Origin of the sequence: Azospirillum sp. A26 (genome assembly GCF_042604635.1) — a bacterium.
GTDB classification, from domain to species: Bacteria; Pseudomonadota; Alphaproteobacteria; order Azospirillales; family Azospirillaceae; genus Azospirillum; species Azospirillum palustre.
The window spans coordinates 517,989-543,330 of the sequence record NZ_CP170473.1 but is presented as its reverse complement, the minus strand read 5'-3'; the positions used below and the strand labels follow the sequence as shown (position 1 = coordinate 543,330).

At 68.3% G+C, this 25,342-nt stretch carries 7 protein-coding genes; 3 read left to right on the top strand and 4 right to left on the bottom strand.

Annotated elements, in window-relative coordinates; genetic code table 11:
• Positions 1–30 precede the first annotated feature (30 nt).
• Complete coding sequence (locus ABNQ39_RS16905; protein WP_376961910.1) at positions 31–19,629, top strand: calcium-binding protein; 19,599 nt, start codon at positions 31–33, stop codon at positions 19,627–19,629.
• Positions 19,630–19,731: 102 nt separating this feature from the next.
• Here the strand turns inward: ABNQ39_RS16905 and lhpI are convergent, their stop codons facing one another.
• Positions 19,732–20,664: a bifunctional Delta(1)-pyrroline-2-carboxylate/Delta(1)-piperideine-2-carboxylate reductase gene (lhpI, locus tag ABNQ39_RS16900; protein WP_376961908.1), complete on the bottom strand. Its 933-nt coding sequence runs from the start codon at positions 20,662–20,664 to the stop codon at positions 19,732–19,734.
• 212 nt (positions 20,665–20,876) lie between these two features.
• Here lhpI and ABNQ39_RS16895 point away from each other — a divergent pair, with 212 nt between their 5' ends.
• Both ABNQ39_RS16895 and ABNQ39_RS16890 read left to right on the top strand, forming a co-directional pair.
• Positions 20,877–21,434 carry a helix-turn-helix domain-containing protein gene (locus ABNQ39_RS16895; protein WP_376961906.1) on the top strand — a complete coding sequence of 186 codons (558 nt, stop codon included), beginning with the start codon at positions 20,877–20,879 and terminating at the stop codon, positions 21,432–21,434.
• A gap of 153 nt (positions 21,435–21,587) precedes the next feature.
• On the top strand, positions 21,588–23,897 hold the full coding sequence (locus tag ABNQ39_RS16890) for a tetratricopeptide repeat protein (RefSeq protein WP_376961905.1): 2,310 nt from the start codon (positions 21,588–21,590) through the stop codon (positions 23,895–23,897).
• 16 nt (positions 23,898–23,913) lie between these two features.
• Here ABNQ39_RS16890 and ABNQ39_RS16885 read toward each other — a convergent pair whose 3' ends face one another.
• From ABNQ39_RS16885 to ABNQ39_RS16875, 3 genes are read right to left on the bottom strand one after another with little or no spacing between them, the layout of a single operon-like run.
• Complete coding sequence (locus ABNQ39_RS16885) at positions 23,914–24,192, bottom strand: hypothetical protein (protein ID WP_376961903.1); 279 nt, start codon at positions 24,190–24,192, stop codon at positions 23,914–23,916.
• Positions 24,182–24,802 carry an RNA polymerase sigma factor gene (locus ABNQ39_RS16880; protein WP_376961901.1) on the bottom strand — a complete coding sequence of 207 codons (621 nt, stop codon included), beginning with the start codon at positions 24,800–24,802 and terminating at the stop codon, positions 24,182–24,184. Before ABNQ39_RS16880 ends, ABNQ39_RS16885 begins: the two co-directional genes overlap by 11 nt.
• A gap of 34 nt (positions 24,803–24,836) precedes the next feature.
• On the bottom strand, positions 24,837–25,316 hold the full coding sequence (locus ABNQ39_RS16875; protein WP_376961899.1) for a flagellar protein FliS: 480 nt from the start codon (positions 25,314–25,316) through the stop codon (positions 24,837–24,839).
• Between the last annotated feature and the right edge of the window lie 26 nt (positions 25,317–25,342).

Here is a 25,342-nt window from a genome sequence, read left to right as displayed (position 1 = left end):
ACCGGGCCGACATTTCCGGAGGACAAGCCGATGACCAGCACCGTGACCACCGACGGCGACGATCTGCTGACCGGTGACTGGCGCGCCGACACGCTGAGCGGCGGTGCCGGCAACGACACCCTGATCGGTGGCGACGGCAACGATTGGCTGGATGGCGGCGACGGCAATGACCGTCTGGATGGCGGAACCGGCAACAACAGCCTGTTCGGCGGTGCCGGCAACGACACGCTGCTGGGCGGCAGCAACAACGACACGCTGGACGGCGGCGCCGGCAACGACGTGATCTCCGGCGGGACCGGCAACGACCTGATCCGGGGCGGCGACGGTGCCGACAGCATCGACGGCGGGGAGAACGACGACAGCATCGACGGCGGCAGCGGCAACGACACCATCGTCGGCGGCGGTGGCCGTGACGTGGTGACTGCCGGCGACGGCGACGATCTGGTGACGGACGGCAACGGCGTTTGGAGCGATGACCGTTTCGACGGCGGCGCCGGCAACGACACGCTGGAGGGTGGATACGGCAGCGACACGCTGATCGGCGGGGCGGGCAACGACCGGCTGACCGTGGGCGACGATTACAGCGGCGACTGGCTGGACGGCGGCGACGGCGACGACACGCTGACCGGCGGGATGGGCGCTGACCGGCTGGCCGACGGCGCCGGGACCGATCTCGTCCGGGCCGGCGGCGGCGACGATCTGCTGGACCATGTCCTGTCGGATCAGGCGGGCAACGACACGCTGGACGGCGGTGCCGGCTATGACCGGCTGCGCGTGGCGCTGACAGCCGGTCAGGTGACCGCCGCCGTCGCGGCCGACCTCGTCCAGCTGGCGGACTTCATCCGCCGCCATGGCGACGACGGCCAGAGCTTCACCGGTCAGGCGATCCGTCTCGTCGCCAACAACTGGAACGCGCTCGAGGTGACGGTGAACGGCCAGCCGGTGGCGGTCACCGATCTGGCCGGCATGGTCGTCGCCGCCCCCAATCGGGCCCCGGTCGCCGCCGATCAGGCCTTGAGCGGGACGGAGGATACGCCGGTCACCGGTTCGGTCGGCGCGGTCGATCCCGACGGCGATGCGCTGACCTATGGCGTCGGCGCCGGACCGGGCCATGGCCGGCTGGTGCTGGAGGCCGACGGCCGCTTCACCTACCGGCCCGATGCCGATTATGCCGGCACCGACAGCTTCCGCATCGATGTGGCCGACGGCCGGGGCGAGGTAACCAGCCAGACGGTCACCGTCACGCTGGCCGGCGTCAACGACGCCCCGTCCGGTGTGACGCTCGACGGGGCCGCCATCGCCGAACACGCATCGGCCGGGACTGTCGTCGGCACCGCCCACGGCAGCGACCCGGACGGCGACGCGCTGTCCTACAGCCTGACGGACGATGCCGGCGGGCGCTTCGCGATCGACGCGGCGACGGGGGTGTTGTCCGTCGCCGCCGGGGCGGAGTTCGACTATGCGCAGGCTCCCGCCCATGCGGTGACCGTCCGCGTCACCGATGCCGGGGGGCTCAGCACCGAGCGGGTCTTCCACATCGGCGTCACCGCGACCCGGAACGACGGTGCCGCCGACATCGACGGGCTGTCCCCGGCCGACGAGCAGGCGCTGGAGGCCGGCGAGGCGCAGGTCGGCGGCAACGACGCGCTGACGGGCGACTGGCGGGCGGAAACGCTGGATGGCGGGGCCGGGAATGACACGCTGGGCAGCGGCGGCGGGGGCGGCACGCTGCTGGGCGGGGCCGGCGATGACCTGCTGACCGGCGATTGGGGCGAGGACAGCCTGCGCGGCGGGTCGGGAGCCGACACGCTGCGCGGCGGATCGCAGAGCGACCGGCTGTTCGGCGGCTCCGGGAACGACCTGCTGGACGGCGGCAGCGAGGACGACACGCTGGACGGCGGGACCGGCAACGACAGCCTGTACGGCGGCAGCGGCGCCGACCTGCTCTATGGCGGCATGGGCGACGATCTGCTGGACGGCGGCACCGACGCCAACCGGCTCTATGGCGGCAGCGGCAACGACACGCTGCTGGGCGGCGACGTGAGCGACACGCTCGACGGCGGTAGCGGCGACGACGTCATCAAAGGCGGCACCGGAGCCGACGTCATCAGCGGCGGCGCCGGCAACGACAGCATCGACGGCGGCGAAAACGATGACAGCATAGAAGGCGGCAGCGGCAACGACACGATCATCGGCGGCGGTGGCCGCGACATCGTGCTGGCCGGCGACGGCGACGATCTCGTCAGCGACGGCGACGGCGTGTGGAGCGACGACCGCTTCGACGGCGGCGCCGGCAACGACACGCTGGACGGCGGCCTCGGCAGCGACACGCTGATCGGCGGTGCCGGCAACGACCGGCTGACGGTGGGTGCCGATTACAACGGCGATTGGCTGGATGGCGGCGACGGCGACGATACGCTGGTCGGCGGGCTGGGCGCCGACACCCTGCTGGGCGGCGCCGGCAACGACGTGCTGAAGGGTGGCGGCGGCAACGACGTCCTCGACGGCGGCGACGGCATCGACATCGCCGATTATTCCGCCGAGACCGGCGCGATCTCCATCGACCTCGCGACCGGCGAGGTGCGCCATGGCGGCTGGATGGCCGACCGCGTGTCGGGCATCGAGACCATCCTGGCCGGTGGCGGCGCCGACACGCTGGCCGGCGACGGCGGCGACAACAGCCTGTCCGGTGGGGCCGGGGATGACAGCCTGTCGGGCGGGGCGGGGGACGATCTGCTGGACGGTGGCAGCGGCGCCGACCGGCTCGACGGCGGGGACGGCATCGACACCGCCACCTATGCGGCATCCGGGGCGGGCGTGACCGTCGATCTGGCGGCCGGCACCGGTGCCGGCGGCGATGCCGAAGGCGACCGGTTGACTGGCATCGAGACTGTCATCGGTTCCGCCCATGACGACCGGTTGACCGGCGACGCTGCCGCCAACCGCCTGGAGGGCGGCGCCGGTGACGATCTGCTGGCCGGGGCCGGTGGCGCCGACACGCTGATCGGCGGCGAGGGGACCGACACCGCCACCTATGCGGCATCCGAAGCCGGCGTGACGGTCGATCTCGCGGCCGGCACCGGCCTGGGTGGCGATGCCGAAGGCGATGTCCTGTCGGGCATCGAGAATTTGACCGGCTCGGCCCATGACGACCGGCTGACTGGCGACGGCGGGGCGAATGTGCTGGATGGCGGGGCAGGCGACGACACGCTGGCGGGGGCCGGCGGCGGCGACAGCCTGATCGGCGGCGACGGCATCGACACCGCCGATTACTCGGCTTCGGCCGCCGGGGTATCCGTCGATCTGGCGGCGAGCACGGCGGCCGGCGGCGATGCCGAGGGTGACGTTCTGTCGGACATCGAGAACCTGACCGGCTCGGATCACGACGATCTGCTGGTGGGCGATGCGAACGGCAACCTGCTCGACGGCCGCGGCGGCAACGACACTCTGATCGGGCTTGGCGGCGCCGACACGCTGATCGGCGGCGATGGCGTCGACCTTGCCGACTATTCGGCATCGGCCGACGGTGTGACCGTCGATCTGTCCAGCGGCACCGGCATTGGTGGCGACGCGGACGGCGACCGGCTGTCCGGCATCGAGAATCTGACCGGCAGCGACTTCGGCGACCGGCTGACCGGCGATGCCGGGGCCAACCGTCTCGACGGTGCCGGCGGTGACGACACGCTTGCCGGATTGGGCGGCGCCGACACGCTGATCGGTGGCGACGGCATCGACCTTGCCGACTATTCCGCCTCCGGTGAGGGCGTGGCGGTGGATCTGTCGAGCGGTGCCGGGCTTGGTGGCGATGCCGAGGGCGACCTGCTGTCCGGGATCGAGAACCTGACCGGCTCCGGCCATGACGACACGCTGACCGGCGACGGCGGCGCGAACCTGCTCGATGGCGGAGCGGGCGACGATCTGCTGGCCGGCGGCGCCGGTGCCGACACCCTGCTCGGCGGCGAGGGGACCGACACCGCCGACTATGCCGCATCGGCCGGCGGTGTCGCCATCGATCTGGCGGCGGGGACCGGAATCGGCGGCGATGCCGAAGGCGACCTGCTGTCCGGCATCGAGAATGTCATCGGCTCGGCCGGCGCCGACCGGCTGACCGGTGATGCCGGTGCCAACCGGTTGGATGGCGGTGCCGGGGACGACTGGCTGTCCGGCGGTGCTGGAGCCGACACGCTGATCGGCGGCGATGGTATCGACAGCGCCGACTATGCGGCCTCCGCGGATGGCGTCGCGGTGACCCTGACCGGCGGCAGCGGTTCGGGTGGCGATGCCGAGGGCGACGTGTTGTCGGGGATCGAGAACCTGTCCGGCTCCGACTATGACGACCGGCTGACCGGCGATGCGAGCGCCAACCGGCTCGATGGGCGCGGCGGCAACGACACGCTCGCCGGATTGGGCGGTGCCGATACGCTGATCGGCGGTGACGGCATCGACACCGCGGAGTATCGGGCATCCGCCGCCGCGGTGAGCGTCAGTCTGGCGAGCGGCACCGGCAGTGGCGGCGACGCCCAGGGCGACCGGCTGAGCGGGGTCGAAAACCTGACCGGCTCGGCCTTCGGCGACCGGCTGACCGGCGACGGCGGGGCCAACGTCCTGGATGGTGCCGGCGGCAACGACACGCTGGTGGGCGGGGCGGGCGCCGACACGCTGATCGGCGGGGCCGGCAGCGACACCGCCGACTATTCGGCGTCAGGCGCGGCGGTGACGGTCGACCTGTCGGCGGGCACCGGGCTCGGCGGCACGGCGGAAGGGGATGTGTTGATCGGGGTCGAGAACCTGTTCGGCTCGACCCGTGCCGACCTGCTGACCGGCGATGCGCAGGACAACACCCTGCGCGGCGGCGCCGGTGCCGATACGCTGATCGGCGGTGCCGGATCAGACACCGCCGACTACACCGGCTCGGCTGCCGGGGTGACGGTCAGCCTTGCCGATGGAACGGCAACCGGCGGCGACGCCACGGGCGACGTGCTGTTGGGGATCGAGAATCTGACCGGCTCCGCCGCCGATGACCGGCTGACCGGCGATGCCGGCGCCAACCGCCTGCGTGGCGGCAGCGGCAACGACACGCTGATCGGCGGGACCGGCGCCGACAGCCTGAGCGGCGGGGCGGGGATCGACACCGCCGACTATTCGGCGTCGGACGCCGCGGTGTCGGTCAATCTCGCCACCGGCATCGGCCGCGGCGGCCATGCCGAGGGCGACCGGCTCGACGGGGTGGAGAACCTGATCGGCACCGGCGGTGCCGACAGCCTGACCGGCGACGGCGCCGCCAACTATCTGGACGGTCGCGGCGGTGCCGACAGCCTGTCCGGCGGGGCCGGCGACGACACGCTGCGGGTGCTGGACGACGGCTTCGCCGGCATCGACGGCGGCAGCGGCTTCGACACCCTGCGTTTCGAGGGCGAGCGGCTGGTGGTGACCGGCGCCGATGCCGGCGGGGTCCATGGCGTCGAGATGATCGACCTCGGCCATCCGGGCCGCCAGACCCTGATCCTGAACGAGCAGGGCATCGTCGCCGACACCGGCGGGGCGCCACTCTACGTCACCGGCGACCGCAACGATCTGGTGACCTTCAAGGAGTCCGGCTGGCATCGCGGCGGCAGCCAGACCGTCGGTTCGGTGCTGTACAACCTGTACAGCCGCGGTGCGTCCACAGTTTATGTGCAGGACGGCGTGCGGATGTTCGGCGACCTCGTGGTCACCGGCACGGCGGGGGACGATGTCCTGACCGCGCCGTCGGGCGCCGGCCATGTGGTGGTGTTCGGCGAGGGCGGCAACGACACGGTGCGGCTCGGTTCCGGCTTCCGGCATGAGATCGCGCATCTGGTGCGGATCGACGACGACCTGCACATCCTGTTCGACGCGCAGGGCGGTCCGGCCGGGGAGGACGGCTATGCCCGCGACCGCATCACCATCATGGGCCATTTCGCCGCGAACGGTGCCGCCGGGGCAGGGGACGGCAGCGTCCGCCAAATCCAGTTCGCCGACGGCGTGGTCTGGCCGGTGTGGGGCGACGACCTGCTGCTGGGCAGCACCGGCGACGACACCATCGCCATCGAGCCTGGCTTCGCCAGCCACAGCCTGCATGCCGATGCCGGGGTGAACGTCATCCGCTTCGGCGCCGACGTGAGCGCCGACGATCTGCGCCTGTCGCGCAAGGGCGACGACCTGGAGATCCGCATCGCCGGCTCCGACCGCTCGATCCTGCTCTTCAACCATTTCTCCGCCGAGGCGCTGGCCGGCGCCGGCAATGGCGGGGTGGAGGCCATCGAACTGGCCGACGGCAGCCGCTGGCGCGTGCGCGGCAACGACATCCGCATCGGCAGCAGCGGCGACGACCGCATGGTCTTCGGGCTGGATGGCGGGCAGACGATTCTCTACGGCAGCGCCGGTGCCGACACCATCGCCTTCGCGTCGAACATCGACCCCGACCGCATGCGGCTGACCCGCGAGGGCGACGACCTGCGCATCTCCTATGACGGCAGCAGCGCGTCCTGGCTGATCAAGCAGCAGTTCGACGGCAATGCCGACGGCTATCGGACCATCCGCTTCGGCGATGGAACCGAATGGTCTATCGACAACACCCGCCTGATCGCCGGCACCGCCGCCGACGAGCGCGTGGAGGTGGATGCGGGCCTGGGCGAGCGTGTGCTCGCGACCGGCGGCGGCCACGACGGGCTGGTGCTGGGCGCCGGCATTGTTCCGTCGCAGGTGGCGCTGCGCCGGGACGGCGACAAGCTGGTCATCCATATCGGCAATGCCGACGACCGGGTGGTGGTGCTCAACCACTTTAACGACGCGGGCGCCGGCAACGGCGTGCTGCGCAGCCTGACCTTCGCCGACGGGACGGTATGGCCGCTGGACGGCGGGGCCGGATTCCGCATGGGCGGCGACACCGCCGACGTCTTCGCCTTCAAGCCGGGCGACGGGGCCGTCACGCTGTTCGCCGGCAAGGGCATCGACACGCTGAACGTCGCGTCCGCCATCGGCGCCGACAGGCTGGGCTTCACCCGCCAGGGCGACGATCTGGTCATTTCGGTGAAGGGTTCGACGGACAAGGTCACCGTGCTGAACCATTTCGCCAGCGGCTGGGGGGCGTCGCTGCTTGAGAACGTCTATGCCGGCGGGCGCTTCTGGAACTTGTCCGATCCCGCCCTGCTGATCGGCGGGGCCGGCGACGACAGCTACACCCTGACGGTCGGCGGCGGTTCCAAATCGATCCTGCCCGGTGGCGGCAACGACCAGATCGTCATCGGTCCCGGCATCGACAAGGCGAGCGTGACCATGCAGCGGGTGGGCGACGATCTGGTGATCGGCCTGCGCACGCTGCCCGACAAGCTGACCGTGCTGAACCACTTCTCCGGCGGGGCGAGCGGCGGCGTGCACACGCTGCGCTTCATCGACGGCGACACCTGGAACATCTGGGGCGCCAGCATCATGGTCGGGACCAGCGCCACCGACACCTTCACCGCCGCGCCGGGCATCGGCCATGTGTCGCTCTACCCCGGCGGCGGCAGCGACCGCCTGCGGCTGGGGACCGGCTTCGACAGCCTGGACACGCTGGTGCGCCGGGTCGGCGACGACCTTGAGATCGTCATGCGCGACGGCAGCGACACGGTCAAGGTGCTGAACCACTTCCTGGGCAACGAGGCGCGCGACATCGCCTTCGCCGACGGCAAGATCTGGACGGTCGGCGGTCCCGGCGCCCGCATCGGCACCGACGGCGCCGACCGATTCCTGCTGTCGCCCGGCTCCGGCGCCGTCGTCGTCTATGGCGGCGGCGGCCAGGGCGGTGGCGACCGCATCGAGGTGGCGCCCGGCATCGACCCGTCCACCGTCCGCCTGACCCGTGTCGGCAACGATCTGCGCGTCACCGCCGGTGCCGACAGCATGACCATCGTCAACCAGTTCGCCACCGGCGGCGTGGTGGCGATTCCCGAGATCGTCTTCCCCGGCGGCGTCGTCTGGCCGATCATCGGCACCAACATCTTCATCAGCGGCGGCGGGGTGGAAACGATCCCCGCCGGCCCAATGTACATCTATCCCGGCGCGCCCGGCCAGCATCTGGCCATCGACGCCGATCCGGGAAAGACCCGCATCGTGCGCGTCGGCAACGACCTGCATCTGACCATCGTCGGCCAGCCGAACGAGATGGTCATCGTCAACCATTTCGCCATGAACGGCATCGGCGATCTGGTCTTCAACAACGGTACCACCTGGAACATCCAGGGCGGCAAGGTGCTGATCGGCGGCACCGGCCACGACCAGTTCGTGATCCAGCGCGGCATGGGCGACGTGATCGTCTATCCCGACAGCGCCGGCGACGACACCCTGCGCTTCGTCGATACGGTGGACGGATCCAAGATCCGGGTGGCGCGCGTCGGCGACAATCTGCGCATCACCATCGACGGCACCGCGGATGCGCTGACCATCGTCAACCATTTCGCCGGCACGCCGATGGACTCGCTGACGCGCCCCGACGGTTCGGTGCTGCCGCTGACCGGCGACAATCTGCTGATCGGCGGCCAGGGCGGAACGGTCTTCCTGGTCGGTCCGGACAGCGGGTCGAAGACCATCTATGCCGAAGGCGGCGACCGCGTGGTGTTCGAGGACATCGACAGCACGGAGGTGCGGCTGATCCGCACCGGGTCCGACCTGCAGGTCTTCATCGACCGCACGCAGCAGGTGGTGACCGTCCTCAATTACTTCGGCGGCGTCGGCCAGCTGGACTTCTCCGACGGGCGGGTGTTCGACCTCAACTCGCCCTACACGCTGATCGGCGGCGGGGGCGGCGACCGCTTCACCATCGGCAAGACCGGGCCGGCCACCCAGATCGTCCATGCCGGCGGCGGCGGCAGCCAGATCGTCTTCGGGCCGGACGTTTCCCCCGGCGACGTGACTCTGCGGCAGGACGGTGTCGATCTGGTGGTCGCCTTCATCGGCAGCGGGCGCGTCGTCCGCGTCGTCAACCACTTCACGGCACCCACCGATGGGCTGGCGCGCGGGTTGGATGCGATCACCTTCTCCGGCGGGGTGACGCTCAACCTGCAGGGCGACAGCGTGATGTTCGGCCAGCAGGGAACCGACGATTTCACCATCCTGCCCGGCCAGGGCCAGCGCTATCTTTTCCCCGGCGGCGGCAGCGACCGGCTGTATTTCGGCCCCGGCATCGACCCGGCACTGGTGCGGATGGAGCGCGACGGCGTCAACCTGCACATTTTTACCGACGATGGCAGCGTCGACCTGACGGTGGTCAACCATTTCGGCCCCACCGGGCTGGCCGGCAGCGGATCCGGCCTGTCCACCGTCCGTTACGACGACGGCCAGAGCTGGGCGGTTGCCGGCAACGGCATCCTGATCGGCAGCCGCGGCAACAACAGCTTCAGCGTCGGGTCCGGCAGCGGCCCGGTGACGATCCATCCGGCGGGCGGCGACAACCGGCTGGTCTTCGGCGCCGGCATCCCGCCGGCCAACCTGCGCCTGGTGCGCGAGCATGACGATCTGCGCATCGTCTCGGCCGACGGCACGATCAACGTGCTGGTGGTCAACCATTTCCTCAACCAGCTCGATGAGATCAACTTCGCGGCCGGGATTCCGTGGGTGCTGGGGGCCGGCAACGTCTTCATCGGCGGCGACGGCCCGTCGGTCTTCCGCTTCGGCAGCATCGACACCGACCTGATCGTCTTCCCCGGCAGCGGCGACACGGTGGGCCTGCCCGACGGGCTAGACTGGAAGGACGTCGTGCTGACGCGGTCCGGCGGCGACCTGATCGTGCAGGTCCGTGCCACCGGCCGGCAGGTCCGCATCGTCAACCATTTCTCGGCCAGCGACGGCACCAGCGGGCTGGCCGGGCTGACCTTCTCCGACGGCACCACCATGCCGCTGGGCGAACTGGCGATGCTGGGCGGCACCGGCGGCGACCTGCTGACCGGGGCGGCGACCGACGACCTGCTGCTGGGCCAGGACGGCGATGACCGGCTGAGCGGGGGCGGCGGCAATGACACGCTGATCGGCGGCATCGGCAACGACACGCTGGACGGCGGGACCGGCAACGACGTCTATGTCTACCGGATCGGCGACGGGCGCGATTACATTCTGGACAGTGCCGGACTCGACCGCATCGAGTTCGGTCCCGGCATCGGCCGCGGCGATCTCTATTTCGCGCGGTTCGGCAACGACCTCTACATCCGCTTCCGCGGGCGGTCGACCGACGAGATTGTGGTGACCGGCCGCTTCAACGGGGCTGGCGACGGCACCTCCTTCGTCGAGCGGCTGGCCTTCGCCGACGGCACCAGCTTCGACCTGACCCGCACCGACATCGCGCTGGAGACGGTGGCGACCGCAGCATCGGAGTATCTGCAGGGCTACAATGTCGGCGACCGGATCGAGGGGAAGGCCGGCAACGACACGATCCTCGGCTATGCCGGCAACGACACGCTGATCGGCGGCACCGGATCGGATTCCATCGATGGCGGTACGGGCGACGATCTGATCGACGGCCGCGACGATCCTGGCACCGACGGCGCGAGCGACGTGATCTATGGCCGCGACGGCAACGACACCGTCCTGGGCGGCGGCGGCTCCGATGTTATCTTCGGCGGCACCGGCGACGACAGCCTGTCGGGCGGCGGCGGCAACGACAGCATCGACGGCGAGGACGGTGCCGACAGCATCGACGGCGGTGCCGGTGCCGATACCATCTACGGCCGCGCCGGCAACGACACGCTGGCGGGCGGCTCCGGCAACGACACGATCTTCAGCGGGGCCGGCGACGACCTGATCCGCTATGGCGGCGGCAGCGACACCATCACCAACGAAAGCGGCAACGACGTTCTGGAGATGGGGCCGGGCATCGCCCGCGCCGATCTCTACTTCGCGCGCTTCGGCAATGACATCTACATCCGCTTCCGCAATTCGGCGGAGCAGATCGTTCTCACCGGCCGCTTCGCCGGGGCCGGCGACGGTACCAGCTTCGTGCAGAAACTGCTCTTCGCCGACGGGACTGACTATGCCGTCACGGCGCAAGATCTGGCGCTTGAGACGGTCGCGACGGACCTCAGCGAAAAGCTGGAGGGCTACAATGTCGGCGACATCATCCGCGGGCAGGGCGGCAACGACACCATTTACGGCTACAGCGGCGACGACAGCCTGGATGGCGGGTCCGGCGACGATTTCATCTATGCCGGCAGCGGTGACGACAGCGTCGTCGGCGGCGACGGCTTCGACGTCCTGAAGGGCGATGTCGGCGACGACACGTTGTCGGGCGGAGCCGGCAACGACAGCCTTCACGGTGAGGCCGGGGACGATTCCCTGTCCGGCGGCGATGGCGCCGACTTCCTTTCCGGTGATGAGGGCAATGACAGCCTGTCCGGCGGGGCAGGGGCCGACACACTGGAGGGCGGGGCCGGCAACGACCTGCTGGAGGGTGGCGACGGCGACGACAGCCTGCGGGCCGGCGATGGCGACGACACGCTGGTGGGCGGCGGCGGCACCGACACGTTGTCCACCGGTGCCGGCAACGACACGATCCGTTTCGACGGCGGGCGCGAGACGATCACCAATGAAGCCGGCATCGACACGCTGGAGATCGGCGGCGGGCTGACGCTGGCGGACATGTATTACGCCCGTTTCGGCAACGACCTGTATCTGCGTTTCCGCAACCGCAGCGACGAGGTGGTGCTGACCGGACGCTTCGACAAGGCAGGCGATGGGAGCAGCTACGTCCAGAACGTTCTGTTCGCCAATGGCGACCGGGCCGACCTGTCCGATCCCGCGCTGGTGCTGGAAACGGTGGCGAACGAGTTCAATGAAACGCTGGAAGGATATAGCGCCAACGACACCATCAGCGGCCTTGGCGGCTCAGACACCATTCTTGGCTATGGCGGCGACGATCTGCTGGATGGCGGGGCCGGCAGCGATGTTCTGCTCGGCGGCATCGGCAACGACCGGCTTCTCGGCGGTGCCGGAGCTGACCGGCTCGAAGGTGGCGACGGTGATGACACGCTGGAAGGCGGTGACGACGCCGATCAGCTCTATGGCGGTGCAGGCAACGACCTGATCGTCGGCGGGGCCGGGACCGACTACATGGAAGGCGGTGAGGACGATGACCGCCTGTCCGGCGACGCCGGCAACGACACGCTGTACGGCGATGCCGGCAACGACAGTCTCCAGGGTGGTGATGGCGACGACTTCCTGTCGGGCGGCGACGGCGCCGACACGTTGGAAGGCGGGGCAGGCGCCAACACCATCCTGACCGGTCTGGGCGACGATGTGATCCGTTATGCCGGCGGCCGGGACACCATCACCAACGAAGGCGGCAACGACATCCTGGAGATCCGCACCGGCCTGCGCCGGGAGGACCTCTATTTTGCCCGTTTCGGCAACGATCTCTATCTGCGCTTCCGCGGTGCGGCTGACGAGATCGTGCTGAAGAACCGCTTCAACGGTGCCGCCGACGGGGCGAGCTATGTCCAGACCCTGCTGTTCGCCGACGGGCAGCGGGTCGACCTGACCGACCCGACGCTGACGCTGGAAACGCTGGCGACCGCCGGTTCCGAAAAGCTGGAGGGCTACAATGTCGGCGACCTGATCCAGGGCGTCGGCGGCAACGACACGATCTATGGCTATGGCGGGAACGACACGCTGGATGGCGGTACCGGCAACGACCAGCTTTATGGCGGGTCGGGTGACGACACGCTGATCGGCGGTGCCGGCGACGACCGGCTGAACGGCGACGATGGCGACGACCTGCTGCAAGGCGGCGACGGCAACGACAGCCTGACCGGTGGGGCCGGCGATGACACCCTGATCGGCGGCGTGGGAGCCGACCAGCTCTATGGCGGTGACGGCAACGACCTGATCGACAATCGGGACGATACCGGCACCGGGGCGTCGCTGAACGTCGCCTATGGCGAAGCTGGCAGCGACACCATCCTCGGCGGCGACGCGGCCGAGACCTTCTCCGGCGGCGACGGCGACGACCGGTTGGAGGGCAACGCCGGCAACGACTGGCTCGAGGGCAATGCCGGCAACGACAGCCTGCTGGGTGGCGACGGCAACGACAGCCTTCAGGGCGGTGACGGCGCCGACACGCTGGAAGGCGGGGCAGGCGCCAACAGCATCCTGACCGGTCTGGGCGACGATGTGATCCGCCATGCCGGCGGCCGGGACACCATCACCAACGAGGGCGGCAACGACATCCTGGAGATCCGCACCGGCCTGCGGCGGGAGGATCTCTATTTTGCCCGTTTCGGCAACGATCTCTATCTGCGCTTCCGCGGTGCGGCCGACGAGATCGTGCTGAGGAACCGCTTCGACGGTGCTGGCGACGGGGCGAGCTATGTCCAGACCCTGCTGTTCTCCGATGGACAGCGGGTAGACCTGACCGACCCGACGTTGACGCTGGCGACGCTGGCGACCGCGGCTTCCGAAAAACTGGAAGGCTACAATGTCGGCGACCTGATCCAGGGCGTCGATGGCAACGACAGCATCTATGGCTATGGCGGGAACGACACGCTGGACGGTGGGTCCGGCGACGATCAGCTCTATGGCGGGGATGGCAATGACGTGCTCTACGGCAATGAGGGTAGGGACACGCTGATCGGTGGAGCGGGCAGCGATCTACTGCTGGGCGACAACGGAACCGACCGGTTGGAAGGTGGCGACGGCAGCGACACGCTGGATGGTGGTGAGGGAGACGACACACTCTATGGCGACGCCGGTGACGACACGCTGACCGGTGGAGCGGGCAACAACACCATTTACGGCGGCACCGGAAACAACGTCATCCGCTTCGATGGTGGTCAGGACATCGTTTATAACACCGGTGGCAACGACCTCATCGAACTGGACGCGTCTTTCGACAAGTCCACTCTCTATTTCTCCCGCTTCGGCAATGATCTCTATGTGCGCTTCACCGGCCGCACCGACCAAGTCATCGTCAAGGACCGCTTCAACGGTGCCGTCGACGGCACCGCCTACGCCCAGACCCTGCGGTTTGCCGATGGATCGTTGGAGGATTTGACCCGGAAGGATCTCGTGATCCAGACGATCGGTTCCGCTGGTGGCGAAAAGCTGGAGGGCTACAATGTCGGCGATACCATCGCTGGGCAGTCCGGCAACGACACCCTTTACGGCTATGGCGGCGCCGACACGCTGACCGGAGGAGCCGATGATGACGATCTGCGTGGCGGTGTTGGCGATGACTCGCTGAACGGCGGCAGCGGCAACGATCTGGCTTTGGGCGGCGCCGGCGACGACACTGTCCTGGGCGACGCCGGCGAGGACCGGTTGTGGGGCGACGAACTGTCGACCACAGGCAACGAGCTGGTGCTGGTCCGCATCCGACTTGGCGGCTACTACAATTATGGCTGGCCGCAGGTGACGGTTTCCCTTGACGGCACCGTGCTTATGAACGAGCGGGTGACCGTGCATTACGCTCATTGGGACAACACCCAGGTCGACTATGCTGGGCATGTCGTCGGCTTCGTGACTGTCGGGTATGCAACGGACTACGAATTCGTCGTCCGGGATCGCAGTGAGGCCGACCGGCTTTTGATCCAGGTCGCCGATACCAGGCCCGCAGGCTACAACGGCCGTTGTGGTGTCATGGTGCTCGGTATGGAGATCAACGGCGTACCCATGGGTGCTCCAGGACTGATTCTCGAGGGCTATTCGTACAACTGGAATCTCGAGGCTGCGCTTCCGTCCCCGTCGGTCGATGAACCGACAGGCGACGACATCGTCGCGGGCGGCGACGGGAACGACGCCGTCAGCGGCGGGGGTGGGAATGACAGTCTTCTTGGCGGGACTGGCCACGACACGATCTTGGGCGGTGCCGGGAATGACACCATCATCGGCGGTACTGGTTCCGACCAGATGCATGGCGGTGCCGGCAATGACCTGATCGACAACCGGGACGACCCGGACGCTGGCGGACTCAATGACGCAAGCTATGGCGGAACTGGCAACGACACCATTTACGGCGGCGGCGGCGTGGATGTCATCTATGGCGGCGCCGATGGCGATCTGATCGACGGCGGCGGTGGGAGCGACATTCTCTATGGCGAAGCCGGCAACGATACGCTGGGTGGCGGGGCCGGCAACGACACCATCGACGGCGGGACCGGCGACGACGTGATCCGCTTCACCTCCGGTGATGGTGTGGACAGCATCACCGGCGGCGGCGGCAACGATGTGCTTGTGTTGGGTGCGGGGCTGAGCCGGGACCGGATGTACCTCTCGCGCATCGGCACCGCCCTGCATCTGAACTTCCGTGACACCGGCGACCGCATTGTCCTGGCCGGCCGGTTCAGCGGCGAGGGTGACGGTGCGAATTTCGTGCAGACCGTGACGTTCGCCGATGGAAGCACCGTCGACCTGTCCGCCCAGACCATCGTCATGGAAACCCATGGGCAGTCGACCGCGGAAACCATTTACGGCTACAAGGCCAACGACACCATCGACGGTGCCGGCGGCAACGACACCCTGTACGGCTATGCTGGCGACGACCTGCTGATCGGCGGGGAAGGCAACGATGCGTTGTATGGCGGAACAGGGGCTGACCGGCTGGACGGCGGTGGCGGTGCCGACTCCCTGGAAGGTGGGGAGGGCGACGACAGCCTGTTCGGTGGTGCTGACAACGATACCCTGAATGGCGGTGCCGGCAACGACACGCTGTATGGCGGGACAGGCGCCAACATTATCGACGGCGGTGCCGGCGATGACAGCATCGTTTACGAAGGCGGCGCCGACACCGTGATCGGCGGCGGCAATGATGAGCTGGTCTTCGGCGCAGGCTACGAGCAGTCTGGCCTGCGGCTGGAACGGTTCGGCAAGGATCTCCATCTGGTCTTCGACGATCTTGGCAAGCGGATCGTCGTCGCCAACCGCTTCAACGGCAATGGCGAGGGGGCGAATTACGTGCAGACCCTGCGTTTCGCCGATGGCGGAACGGTTGATCTGTCCAGAACCGATCTGTTCATCGCCACGCGCGACAGCGATGTCGGCCATGTGCTGGAAGGTTACAATGCCGGCGACGTGATCCGTGGCAACGGTGGCGCTGACACGATCTACGGTTATGGCGGTGACGACACGCTGTATGGCGGCACGGGCGCCGATTCCCTTTACGGCGGCGATGGCAACGACCTGATCGACAGCCGGGACGACACGGCCAGCGGCGACAGTGCTTATGGCGAGGCGGGCAATGACACGCTGTATGGCGGTGCCGCCAACGATTCGCTCTATGGCGGCGACGGCGACGACCTGATCGAAGGGAATGCCGGGAACGATTCCATCAAGGGCGATGCCGGCAGGGACAGCTTGCATGGCGGGGCGGGAAGCGATCAGCTGTTCGGCGGTGCCGACAATGACACCCTGTATGGCGACGACGGCAACGATTCCCTGTATGGCGACGCCGGAGACGACAGCCTTCTGGGCGGTGCGGGGGCCGACACGCTGTATGGCGGTGCCGGTGCCGACATCCTGTCGGGCGGGGACGATGCCGATTCACTCTTCGGCGAGGATGGCAACGACACGCTGGCCGGCGGAGCCGGCGCTAACTGGATCGTCACCGGGGCTGGCGACGACCTCGTGCTTTACCAGGGCGGCGCCGACACGGTGACCGGCGGCGGCAACGACACGCTGTCCTTCGGCGAAGGCTACAGCCGTGACGATCTGCGGTTCGAGCGTTACGGCAACGACCTGCATGTCCGCTTCAACGGCAAGACCGACCGGATCGTCGTCGCCAACCGGTTCAGCGGGGCCGGCAACGGCGCCAACTACCTACAAACCCTGCTGTTCGCCGATGGAAGCACCGTGGATCTGAGCAATCCGGGCCTCACCATCGACACCTGGGACGATGCCGCGGCCCACACGCTGGAAGGCTATGTCGCCTCGGACACCATCCATGGCGGTGGCGGTAACGATGCCATCTATGGCTATGGCGGCGACGACAGCCTGTATGGCGGGGCGGGAAGCGATCAGGTGTTCGGCGGCGCCGGCAACGACCTGCTCGACAACAGCGATGACATCAACGGCAACGACACGCTTTCCGGCGACGATGGCGACGACACCCTGCGCGGTGGCGGCGGCAGCGAAACCCTTTACGGCGGCACCGGCAACGATCTGCTCGACGGAGGTGCCGGCAATGACGCCCTGTCGGGCGGCGACGGCGCCGACACGATGACCGGCGGCACCGGCAACGACGCCCTGGCGGGCAACAACGGCAACGACGAACTGCACGGCGGTGACGGCGTCGACACGCTCAACGGCGGGGCCGGCAACGATTTCCTCTATGGCGAGGCGGGCGATGACAGCATCCAGGGCGGCGACGGGGACGACGTCATCCAGGGCGGTGCCGGCAATGACCTTCTCTATGGCGAGGCGGGCAACGACACCATCCTGGGCGGTGCCGGCGACGACAACATCGACGGCGGCGCCGGTGACGATCTGGTGATCTACGATGGCGGCCGGGACACCATCATCGGCGGGGCCGGCAACGACACACTGCTGTTCGGCGAAGGATTTGCGGCCGACCAGCTTCAGATCACGCGCCTCGACAACAATCTGGTGCTGAGCTTCCGCGACCGGCCGGAGCAGGTGGTCATCTCCAACCGCTTCAGCGGCGGGGGCGATGGCAGCAACTATCTGGAGACCGTCCGCTTCCAGGACGGGACAGAGGTGCGGCTGTCGGATCCCGCCCTGCGGCTGGAATTCAGCGGCGGCACCGGCAACGACGCGCTGTTCGGCTATGCGAACGGCGACCTGCTCGACGGGCGGGGTGGCAACGACGTGCTGACCGGCTATGCCGGCAACGACACGCTGATCGGCGGCACCGGCCGCGACGAACTGCATGGCGGCGACGGCGACGATCTGCTGGACAGCCGGGCCGACGTTGCCGGTTCCGGCGACTTCGACGTCGCCTATGGCGACGGCGGCAACGACACCCTGCTGGGCGGCGGCGGCAATGACAGTCTGTCGGGCGGTGACGGCAACGACGCCATCGACGGTGGCGATGGCGACGACATGCTGTCCGGCGGCACGGATGACGACACCCTGACCGGTGGGGCCGGCGCAGACACGCTGATTGGCGGTTCAGGGCAGGATTCGCTGGAGGGCGGCGACGGCAACGACCTGCTGATCGGCGATGCCACTTCGGATAGCGACATCAAGCTTTTTGAGGCAAGGGAGACCGTACTCGACGGAACTTATGCCACTGGTTGGGGCAGTGCCGACCTGTACCCCCGTTTGCTGGGGGATGTGAATGGGGATGGCCGGGCCGATATCGTCGGCTTCTCCGACAGCACCGTTCTTGTTTCGCTGGCGCAGGCCGACGGAAGCTTCGGCGCTGCCCAGGTTGGCTATGATGGCGCCTTCACGACCGAATATGGCTGGAGCAGCCAGAACACCTATCCCCGGCAATTGGCCGACGTGAATGGTGACGGTCGCGCCGATATCGTCGGCTTCGCAAACAACCAGGTTCTGGTCGCTCTCGGCAATGCCGACGGTAGTTTTGCGCCGGCGCAGACTGCGATGGGCAGCAGTTTCACTTACAGCGCGGGCTGGTCGAGCTTGGCTCAATATCCCCGACTGCTTGGGGACGTGAACGGTGATGGCCGGGCGGACATCGTCGCTTTCTCCAGTACGTCCATATTCTCCGCCCTGGGACAGGCGGATGGAACATTCGGCGCCGTCAAGGTTGCCTTCAACAGCAATCTGACATCCAGTTACGGCGGTTGGACCAGCCAGAACGACTTCCCACGCGTTCTCGGCGACGTCGATGGCGACGGCTTGGCGGATATCGTCGGCTTTGGCATTGGTCAAGTTTTCATCACCCGCGGGCGGGCCGACGGCACCTTCGGCCCGCTCAGCGTGGCCTATTCCGATAATTTCACGAAGAACACGGGTGGCTGGACAAGCCAGGACCAGTATACCCGTACCGTGGCCGACGTGAATGGCGATGGTCGCGTGGACATCGTCGGTTTTGCCGGCGATGGAACCTACGTATCCTATGGGCAGGCCAACGGCACCTTCGGTCAGATGCGTCTCGCCACCAGCGACTATGGCTACAATGCCTGGAGCAACTTCAACAACCATCCACGTCTCGTGGCCGATGTCGATGGCGATGGCCGTGCCGACATCGTCGGATTTGGCTCCGACTCCGTCATGGTGTCCCGAGCCACCTCGGAAAACGATACCTTGAGCGGCGGCGCCGGGGACGACACGCTGGTTGGCGGTGTGGGCAGCGATCTGTACCGGTTCGGGCGTGCCGGCGGGCACGACCGTATCGTTGAGAATTACAGCAAGCTAAGCAATGACCGGCTGGTGTTCGACGCCGGCATTGATGCCCATCAGCTCTGGTTCACAAAATCGGGCATCGATCTGGAGGTGCAGGTGGTCGGTACGGCCGACAAGGTGACCATCGCCGGCTGGTACAGCGGCGTGGAGCATCAGATGGACAGCATCGAGACGGCCGATGGAACCGTGCTGCTGGACTCCATGGTGGACCGGCTGGTGCAGGCTATGGCAGGGTTCGCTCCGCCGGCGGCCGGCACGATGAGCATCGATCCCGATGCCTTCCCGCAGGTCGAGGCCGCCATCACTGCCGCTTGGCGGTGAGAGGCCGTGGAGGCGACGGGGCGGCGGGCAGGGAACAGGGGCCATGTGCGCCAAATGGACCGGAGTTCTTCCGGTCCATTTGGCGAGTTCAGGCCCAGTGCCCTATGCCGGAGTGCGGCTCCTCAGCGCACAGCGGGCGGCGGCGAGGTCCCAGGCGGCGCAGCCGACGCTCTTGAACAGGCGGGGCCGGTCGGTCAGGCCGGTGCCGTCCTGCGCGTTGGCCAGCGCATCGGCCAGCGACCGTCCGGTCGTCCAGTCGAAGCCGGCCTGGATCAGGTCGCCGGCCTCATGCCGCGCGCCGGCCGGGTCGTCGATGAAGACGTCGCTGCCATGGATGGAGGTTGGACCGTATTCTGCCATCTCGGGCTTGAAGGCGCCGACGCCGACCAGCAGCCGGTCCGGCCGCGGTGCTTCGTCATAGACCGGCACGAGGCTGGTCGTCAGGGTGATGACGATATCGACGGCGGGGTCCACCGCCCCGGAGGCCGGACGCAGATCGATCCCCGCCACGCCGGAGGCCCGGCAGAAGGACCGGCAGGCTTCTTCCCGCCGGCCATGCACGTCGACCCGGATGCCGGGATGGAGCGATGCCAGCGCCTCGACATGATACGCGGCCTGCTTGCCGGTCCCGAACAGGGCGACATGCTGCGGAGGGCGCCGGGCGAGCGTCCGGATCGCCAGCATCGACACGGCGGCGGTGCGGCGGCCGGTAACCGTCGGCCCGTCGAGGATCGCCAGCGGGGCCCCGGTGGCGCCGTCATAGGCGGCGACCACGCCATGGATGGTCGGCAGCCCGAGCGCTCCGTTCCCCGGACAGACGTTGACCAGCTTGTGGATGCCGATATCCCCGGCCGTCGCCGGCATGGACAGGAGGACGCCATTCTGCGGCAGCGGCAGGACCTGCCGTTCCGGGCTGTGGATCCGGCCGGCGGCATAATCGCGGGCGGCATCGGCGATGGCGTCGCACAGGGGAGCGAAAGGCAGGAGTTCGGCGGTTTCCGCGGGCGACAGCATGGACAGGGCGGCTGTGGTCAAGGCGGTGCTCTCCTCGCGACGGATGGGCGTCAGGGACCGTCACGCTATATCCAGCCCGGATCATGCGCCACAAAATTTTCGTATAAGAAAAATCCACGCCGGCTATACTCTGTGGGCCGGTCAAGCCGGGAGGCTCAAGTTAGGACAGCAGCGTGGGCGCACCATCACAGCGAACCGGACGGGACGGGCAAGGGCCGAACGGTGCCGCGGGCATGCTTGCGCCGACGCTGAAGCGCCTGCGGGCAGCCTCACGGCTCACGCTTCAGCAGCTGAGCGAGCGGTCAGGCGTCTCGATATCGACCCTGTCGAAGATCGAGAACGGGCAGCTGTCGCCGACCTACGAGAAGATTGCCGCACTGGCCTCCGGCCTGGGGGTGGAGGTGGGAGAGCTGTTCGGTCAGAACCCGAAGCCGACCCCGCTGGGCCGCCGCAGCGTCACCAGGGCCGGTGACGGTGCAGTGCACGAAACCGACCAGTACCGGTACGAGGCGGTGAATGCCGACCTGCCCGGCAAGCGGTTCGTCCCGCTGGTGACCACGATCAAGGCGCGCAGCATCCAGCAATTCGGCGAGCTTTCCCGCCATGATGGCGAGGAGTTCATCTATGTGCTGGATGGCGAGGTGACGGTTCACAGCGATTACTACACGCCCTTGACCCTGTCCAAGGGCGATTCCTGCTATTTCGACAGCGCCATGGGGCATGCCTGCATCTCCGGGGGCGAGGAGGAGGCGCGGGTTCTCTGGGTCTGCTCGCACAGCTCGCTCGCCTGATCCATCGAGGCCCGGCTCATAAAAGTACCGAGGACAGCGGAAAAGTTGCAGACCCGCGCAGGAGTCCGATGTTGGTGCCGTAACAAGGAACAGACGCGGCCCCGGATGCCCCAGGATGCCGCTGACCAGTTCATTTGACGGAACGGCGACGACATGGACGGGAACGCGACACGGCGTACCGACGGATTGCTGCGCCTTGCGGTCCAGCACCACAATGCCGGACAGACCGAGCGGGCGGAGCGTTTCTATCGCGAGATCCTGCGGATCGACCCGATGCATGGCGACGCCGCCCATCTGCTGGGCCATATCGCTTTTCAGGATGGGCGGCGGACCGACGCCACCCGTCTGTTCGACACCGCGGCGCGCTCCAACGCGCTGGTCGGCTCCTACCATCTGGCCTTGGGGCAGGCGCTGATGGAGGAGGGGCGGGTGACCGCGGCGCTCGCCAGCGCCCGCCGGGCTCTCGCCGTCAACCCGGACGATGCCGATGCGCTGTGCCTGCTGGGCGCCATTGCCGGGCGGCAGACGCGGCCGGTGCCGGCGCTGCGCTGCTACCGCGCGGCGTCCCGTCTGGTGCCGGGTGCGGCCGAACCGCGGCTCGGCATGGGCCGTGCGCTGGAGGATCTGCGGCAGGCCGGTGCCGCCATCGGCTGCTACCAGTTGGCGGCGAGGCTGCGGCCGCAGGATGCCGCGACCCGCGTCACGCTGGCCAACGCATTGCGCCGCTGGGGTGCGGTGGGCGAAGCCGCCGCCGCGTATCGGGAAGCCATCGGGCTAGGTGCCGATACCGGATCGGTCTGGGCCAATCTGGGTGCCGCACTCCAGGGAGCGGGCCGGCTGGCCGAGGCGGAAAGCGCCTACGGTGAGGCGTTGCGGCGCCAGCCCGACCATGCCGAGACACGCAACAATCTGGGCCTGCTGCTGCATGCGCTGGGCCGTCACGCCGAGGCGCGCGAACGATTCCGGACGGCGCTGGCGCTCGATCCCTGTCATGTGCCGGCGCTCGTCAATCTCGGGCTGGCGGAATCGGCGCTCGGGGATTATGGCCATGCCGAGTGCTGGCAGCGCCGCGCCATCGCGCGTGATCAAGGTCAGGCGGAGGCCTGGAACAATCTCGGCAACGCCTGCAAGGCGCAAGCGCGTCCGCTGGAGGCGGAAGCCTGCTGGAAGCGGGCGCTGGCGCTCAACCCCGCTTTCGCCGATGCGCTGGGCAACCTCGGCGCCGACCTGTCCGACCGCGAAGCCTTTGCCCTGGCGACCGTGCAGGTGCGCCGCGCCATCCGGCTGATGCCCGGTCATGCGCCGTTGCATGCCGTGCTGGCCTATGCGCTGAATGGCGCCCAACGGCCGGGGGAGGCCGGTGCCGCCTGCCGCCGGGCGTTGGCGCTGGCGCCGTCGCTGGCCGATCCGCTCTGCACCCTGGGTTTGGCGGAACAGCGGCAGGGGCGCGCCGACGCTGGCCGCTGGTTCGAGCGTGCGGTCGCCGCCACCCCCGGCCATGCGCTGGCCCGTTTCAACCGCGGCCTGCTGTCGCTGGAACGCGGCGCGCTGAGTGCCGGCTGGGCCGATTACGCCTTCCGCTTCAAGGCCGGCCGCGTCCGTCCGGAACGGCGCTTCACCATTCCTGAATGGACGGGCGAGCCGCTGGCCGGCAAGCGTCTGTTCATCTGGCGCGAGCAGGGGGTGGGCGACGAGTTCCTGTTCGCGTCCTGCTATCCCGACCTGATCACGATGGCGGGGCATGTGGTGATCGAGTGCGAGCGCCGGCTGGTGCCGCTGTTCGCCCGCTCCTTCCCGAAGGCGACCCTGCGGGCCGAACAGCCGCCCTGTGGGCTGATGGAAGCCGAGACGGTCGATTGCGACTATCACATCCCGGCCGGCTCGGTCCCCCGTCTGCTGCGGGACCGGCTGTCGGCCTTCCCGACACGGTCCTGCTGGCTGTTCGCCCAGGGTGGCCGCGTCGCCGACTGGCGTGAGCGGCTGGACGGCGCCGGTGACGATCTCCGTGTCGGTATCAGCTGGCGCAGCCAGTTGATGACCGCCGACCGCCGCAGCGCCTATCTGCCGCTGGACGCCTGGGGCTCGGTCTTCGCCGTGCCCGGCGTGACCTTCGTGAATTTGCAATATGACGAGTGCCAGCGCGAGATCCTGGCGGCGGAACGCCGCTTCGGACAGCCGATCTATGGCTGGAGCGGGCTCGACCTGCGCGACGATTTCGAAGAAACGGCGGCGCTGGTCTCGACACTCGACCTCGTCATCGCGCCGGCGAATTCGGTGGCGGAGCTTGCCGGTGCGCTGGGCGTGCCGGTCTGGCGCTTCGGCCATCGCGACTGGACGCAGCTCGGCACCGCTGGTCGGCCCTGGTACCCGTCGATGCGCCTGTTCCAGCCGCTGGGCGGCCAGGGGCTGGAACAGGCGCTCGAGCGCATTGCGGTGGAACTGCGCCGGGTGGCGGTAAAGTGACGGCTACATCAGCCGGTTACATCAACCGGGGCGGCTGATCGCCATCCTCGTCGAAGCCGCGGTCGGACGGCGGCAAGCGGAAAGCCGCGGCAAAGATGCGGTCGGCGAGACCGGGCGGCGGGCGGTCTTCGGAATGGTCCAGCGCCAGCTCCATCGTCACCATCTCGTCCAGCATCGCCTGCGCCTTGACCGAACGCAGAAGAAGGCGCCGCGCGTCCCTGGCCGCGTCGGCCGGCCAAAGGGCGAGGTCGCCTCCGTGACGATCGAGCCGATCGCGAAACTCCTCATCCGTCATCGAAGGAATCCCTGGCCGCCTGCGCACTGGCGCGCAGAAGCAGCCGGAGCTGCTGGCGCGCGCGTTTCAACAGCGACTCTACAGCACCTATGCTGATTTGCATAACGCTGGCGATGTCGGCGTTGCTTAAATTCTCGTAATAAAACAGGGTCACGGCGGCGCGCTGCTGCGGAGTCAGCCTGTCCTGGGCCTCCAGCAGCCGGGCGGCGACCTGCCGGCGATGGATGGTGCTGACCGCATCGGGCGCGCTGTCCGACGGCTCCGCCACGGTTTCCAGATCCTGGCCGACCGGCCGCCGCTTGTGGTCGATGCAGCGGTTCACCACCACCCGGTAGAGCCAGGTGGTGAAGCGGGCGCCGCCGTCGTCGCTCCATTGGCTGCGGCGTTGCCAGACCTGAAGGAAGGCGTCCTGCACCACATCCTCCGCCTCCGCCTCGTTGCCGGTCAGGCGGCGGGCCAGGGCGTAGGTGCGCTTCAGGTGGCGATGAACCAGCGTCCGGTAAGCCGTCTGGCTGCCGGAGCGGATTTGCGCCATCAGGGCTTCATCGCTGTCCTCGTCCGCAGGAATGATGACGCCGGAGGCTGACCCCCGGCTCAAATCCCCGGACATGGAGCGACCGGCACCGGAATCCTCGCAAGGACGGTCAAGCCGAGAGTCCGCCATTTGCATGATCCATCGTTCTCCCGACGACGGATGCATGCGGCCCTTTGGCCGTGGCACCGACGACAGTGGATGGCCCGCCGCGTTCTGCGGCGACGGCCTGCCAAGCCTTCAGCATGAAGGACGTCTGGCGGATGAGCGAGTCACAGGCCGCAACCGGATCCGTCCGGCTGGCGGCGGCGCCGGCCTGCGCGATCAGCCGGTGGTAGAACCGGCGAAGCGTCAGCGCGACATCCTCATTTTTGTCGAAAACCAGAATGGAATCAAGGCCCGCGAACACCATGACCGCGTTTCGGATCGCGGTGTGGTGCGCCTCGAACCGACGGTCGGCGGCGGCATCGCGAGCGGCGTACAAATGGGTCATCGCCCGCTCGTACAGCCGCACCACCGCCATCAGCGGCGGCACCGCGCTGTTGGCGACGGCATAGGCGTTCAGGGCCTTCGAATAGGCGGAATTGCGCATGGCGCCAAATCCTCATCGTTGGATGA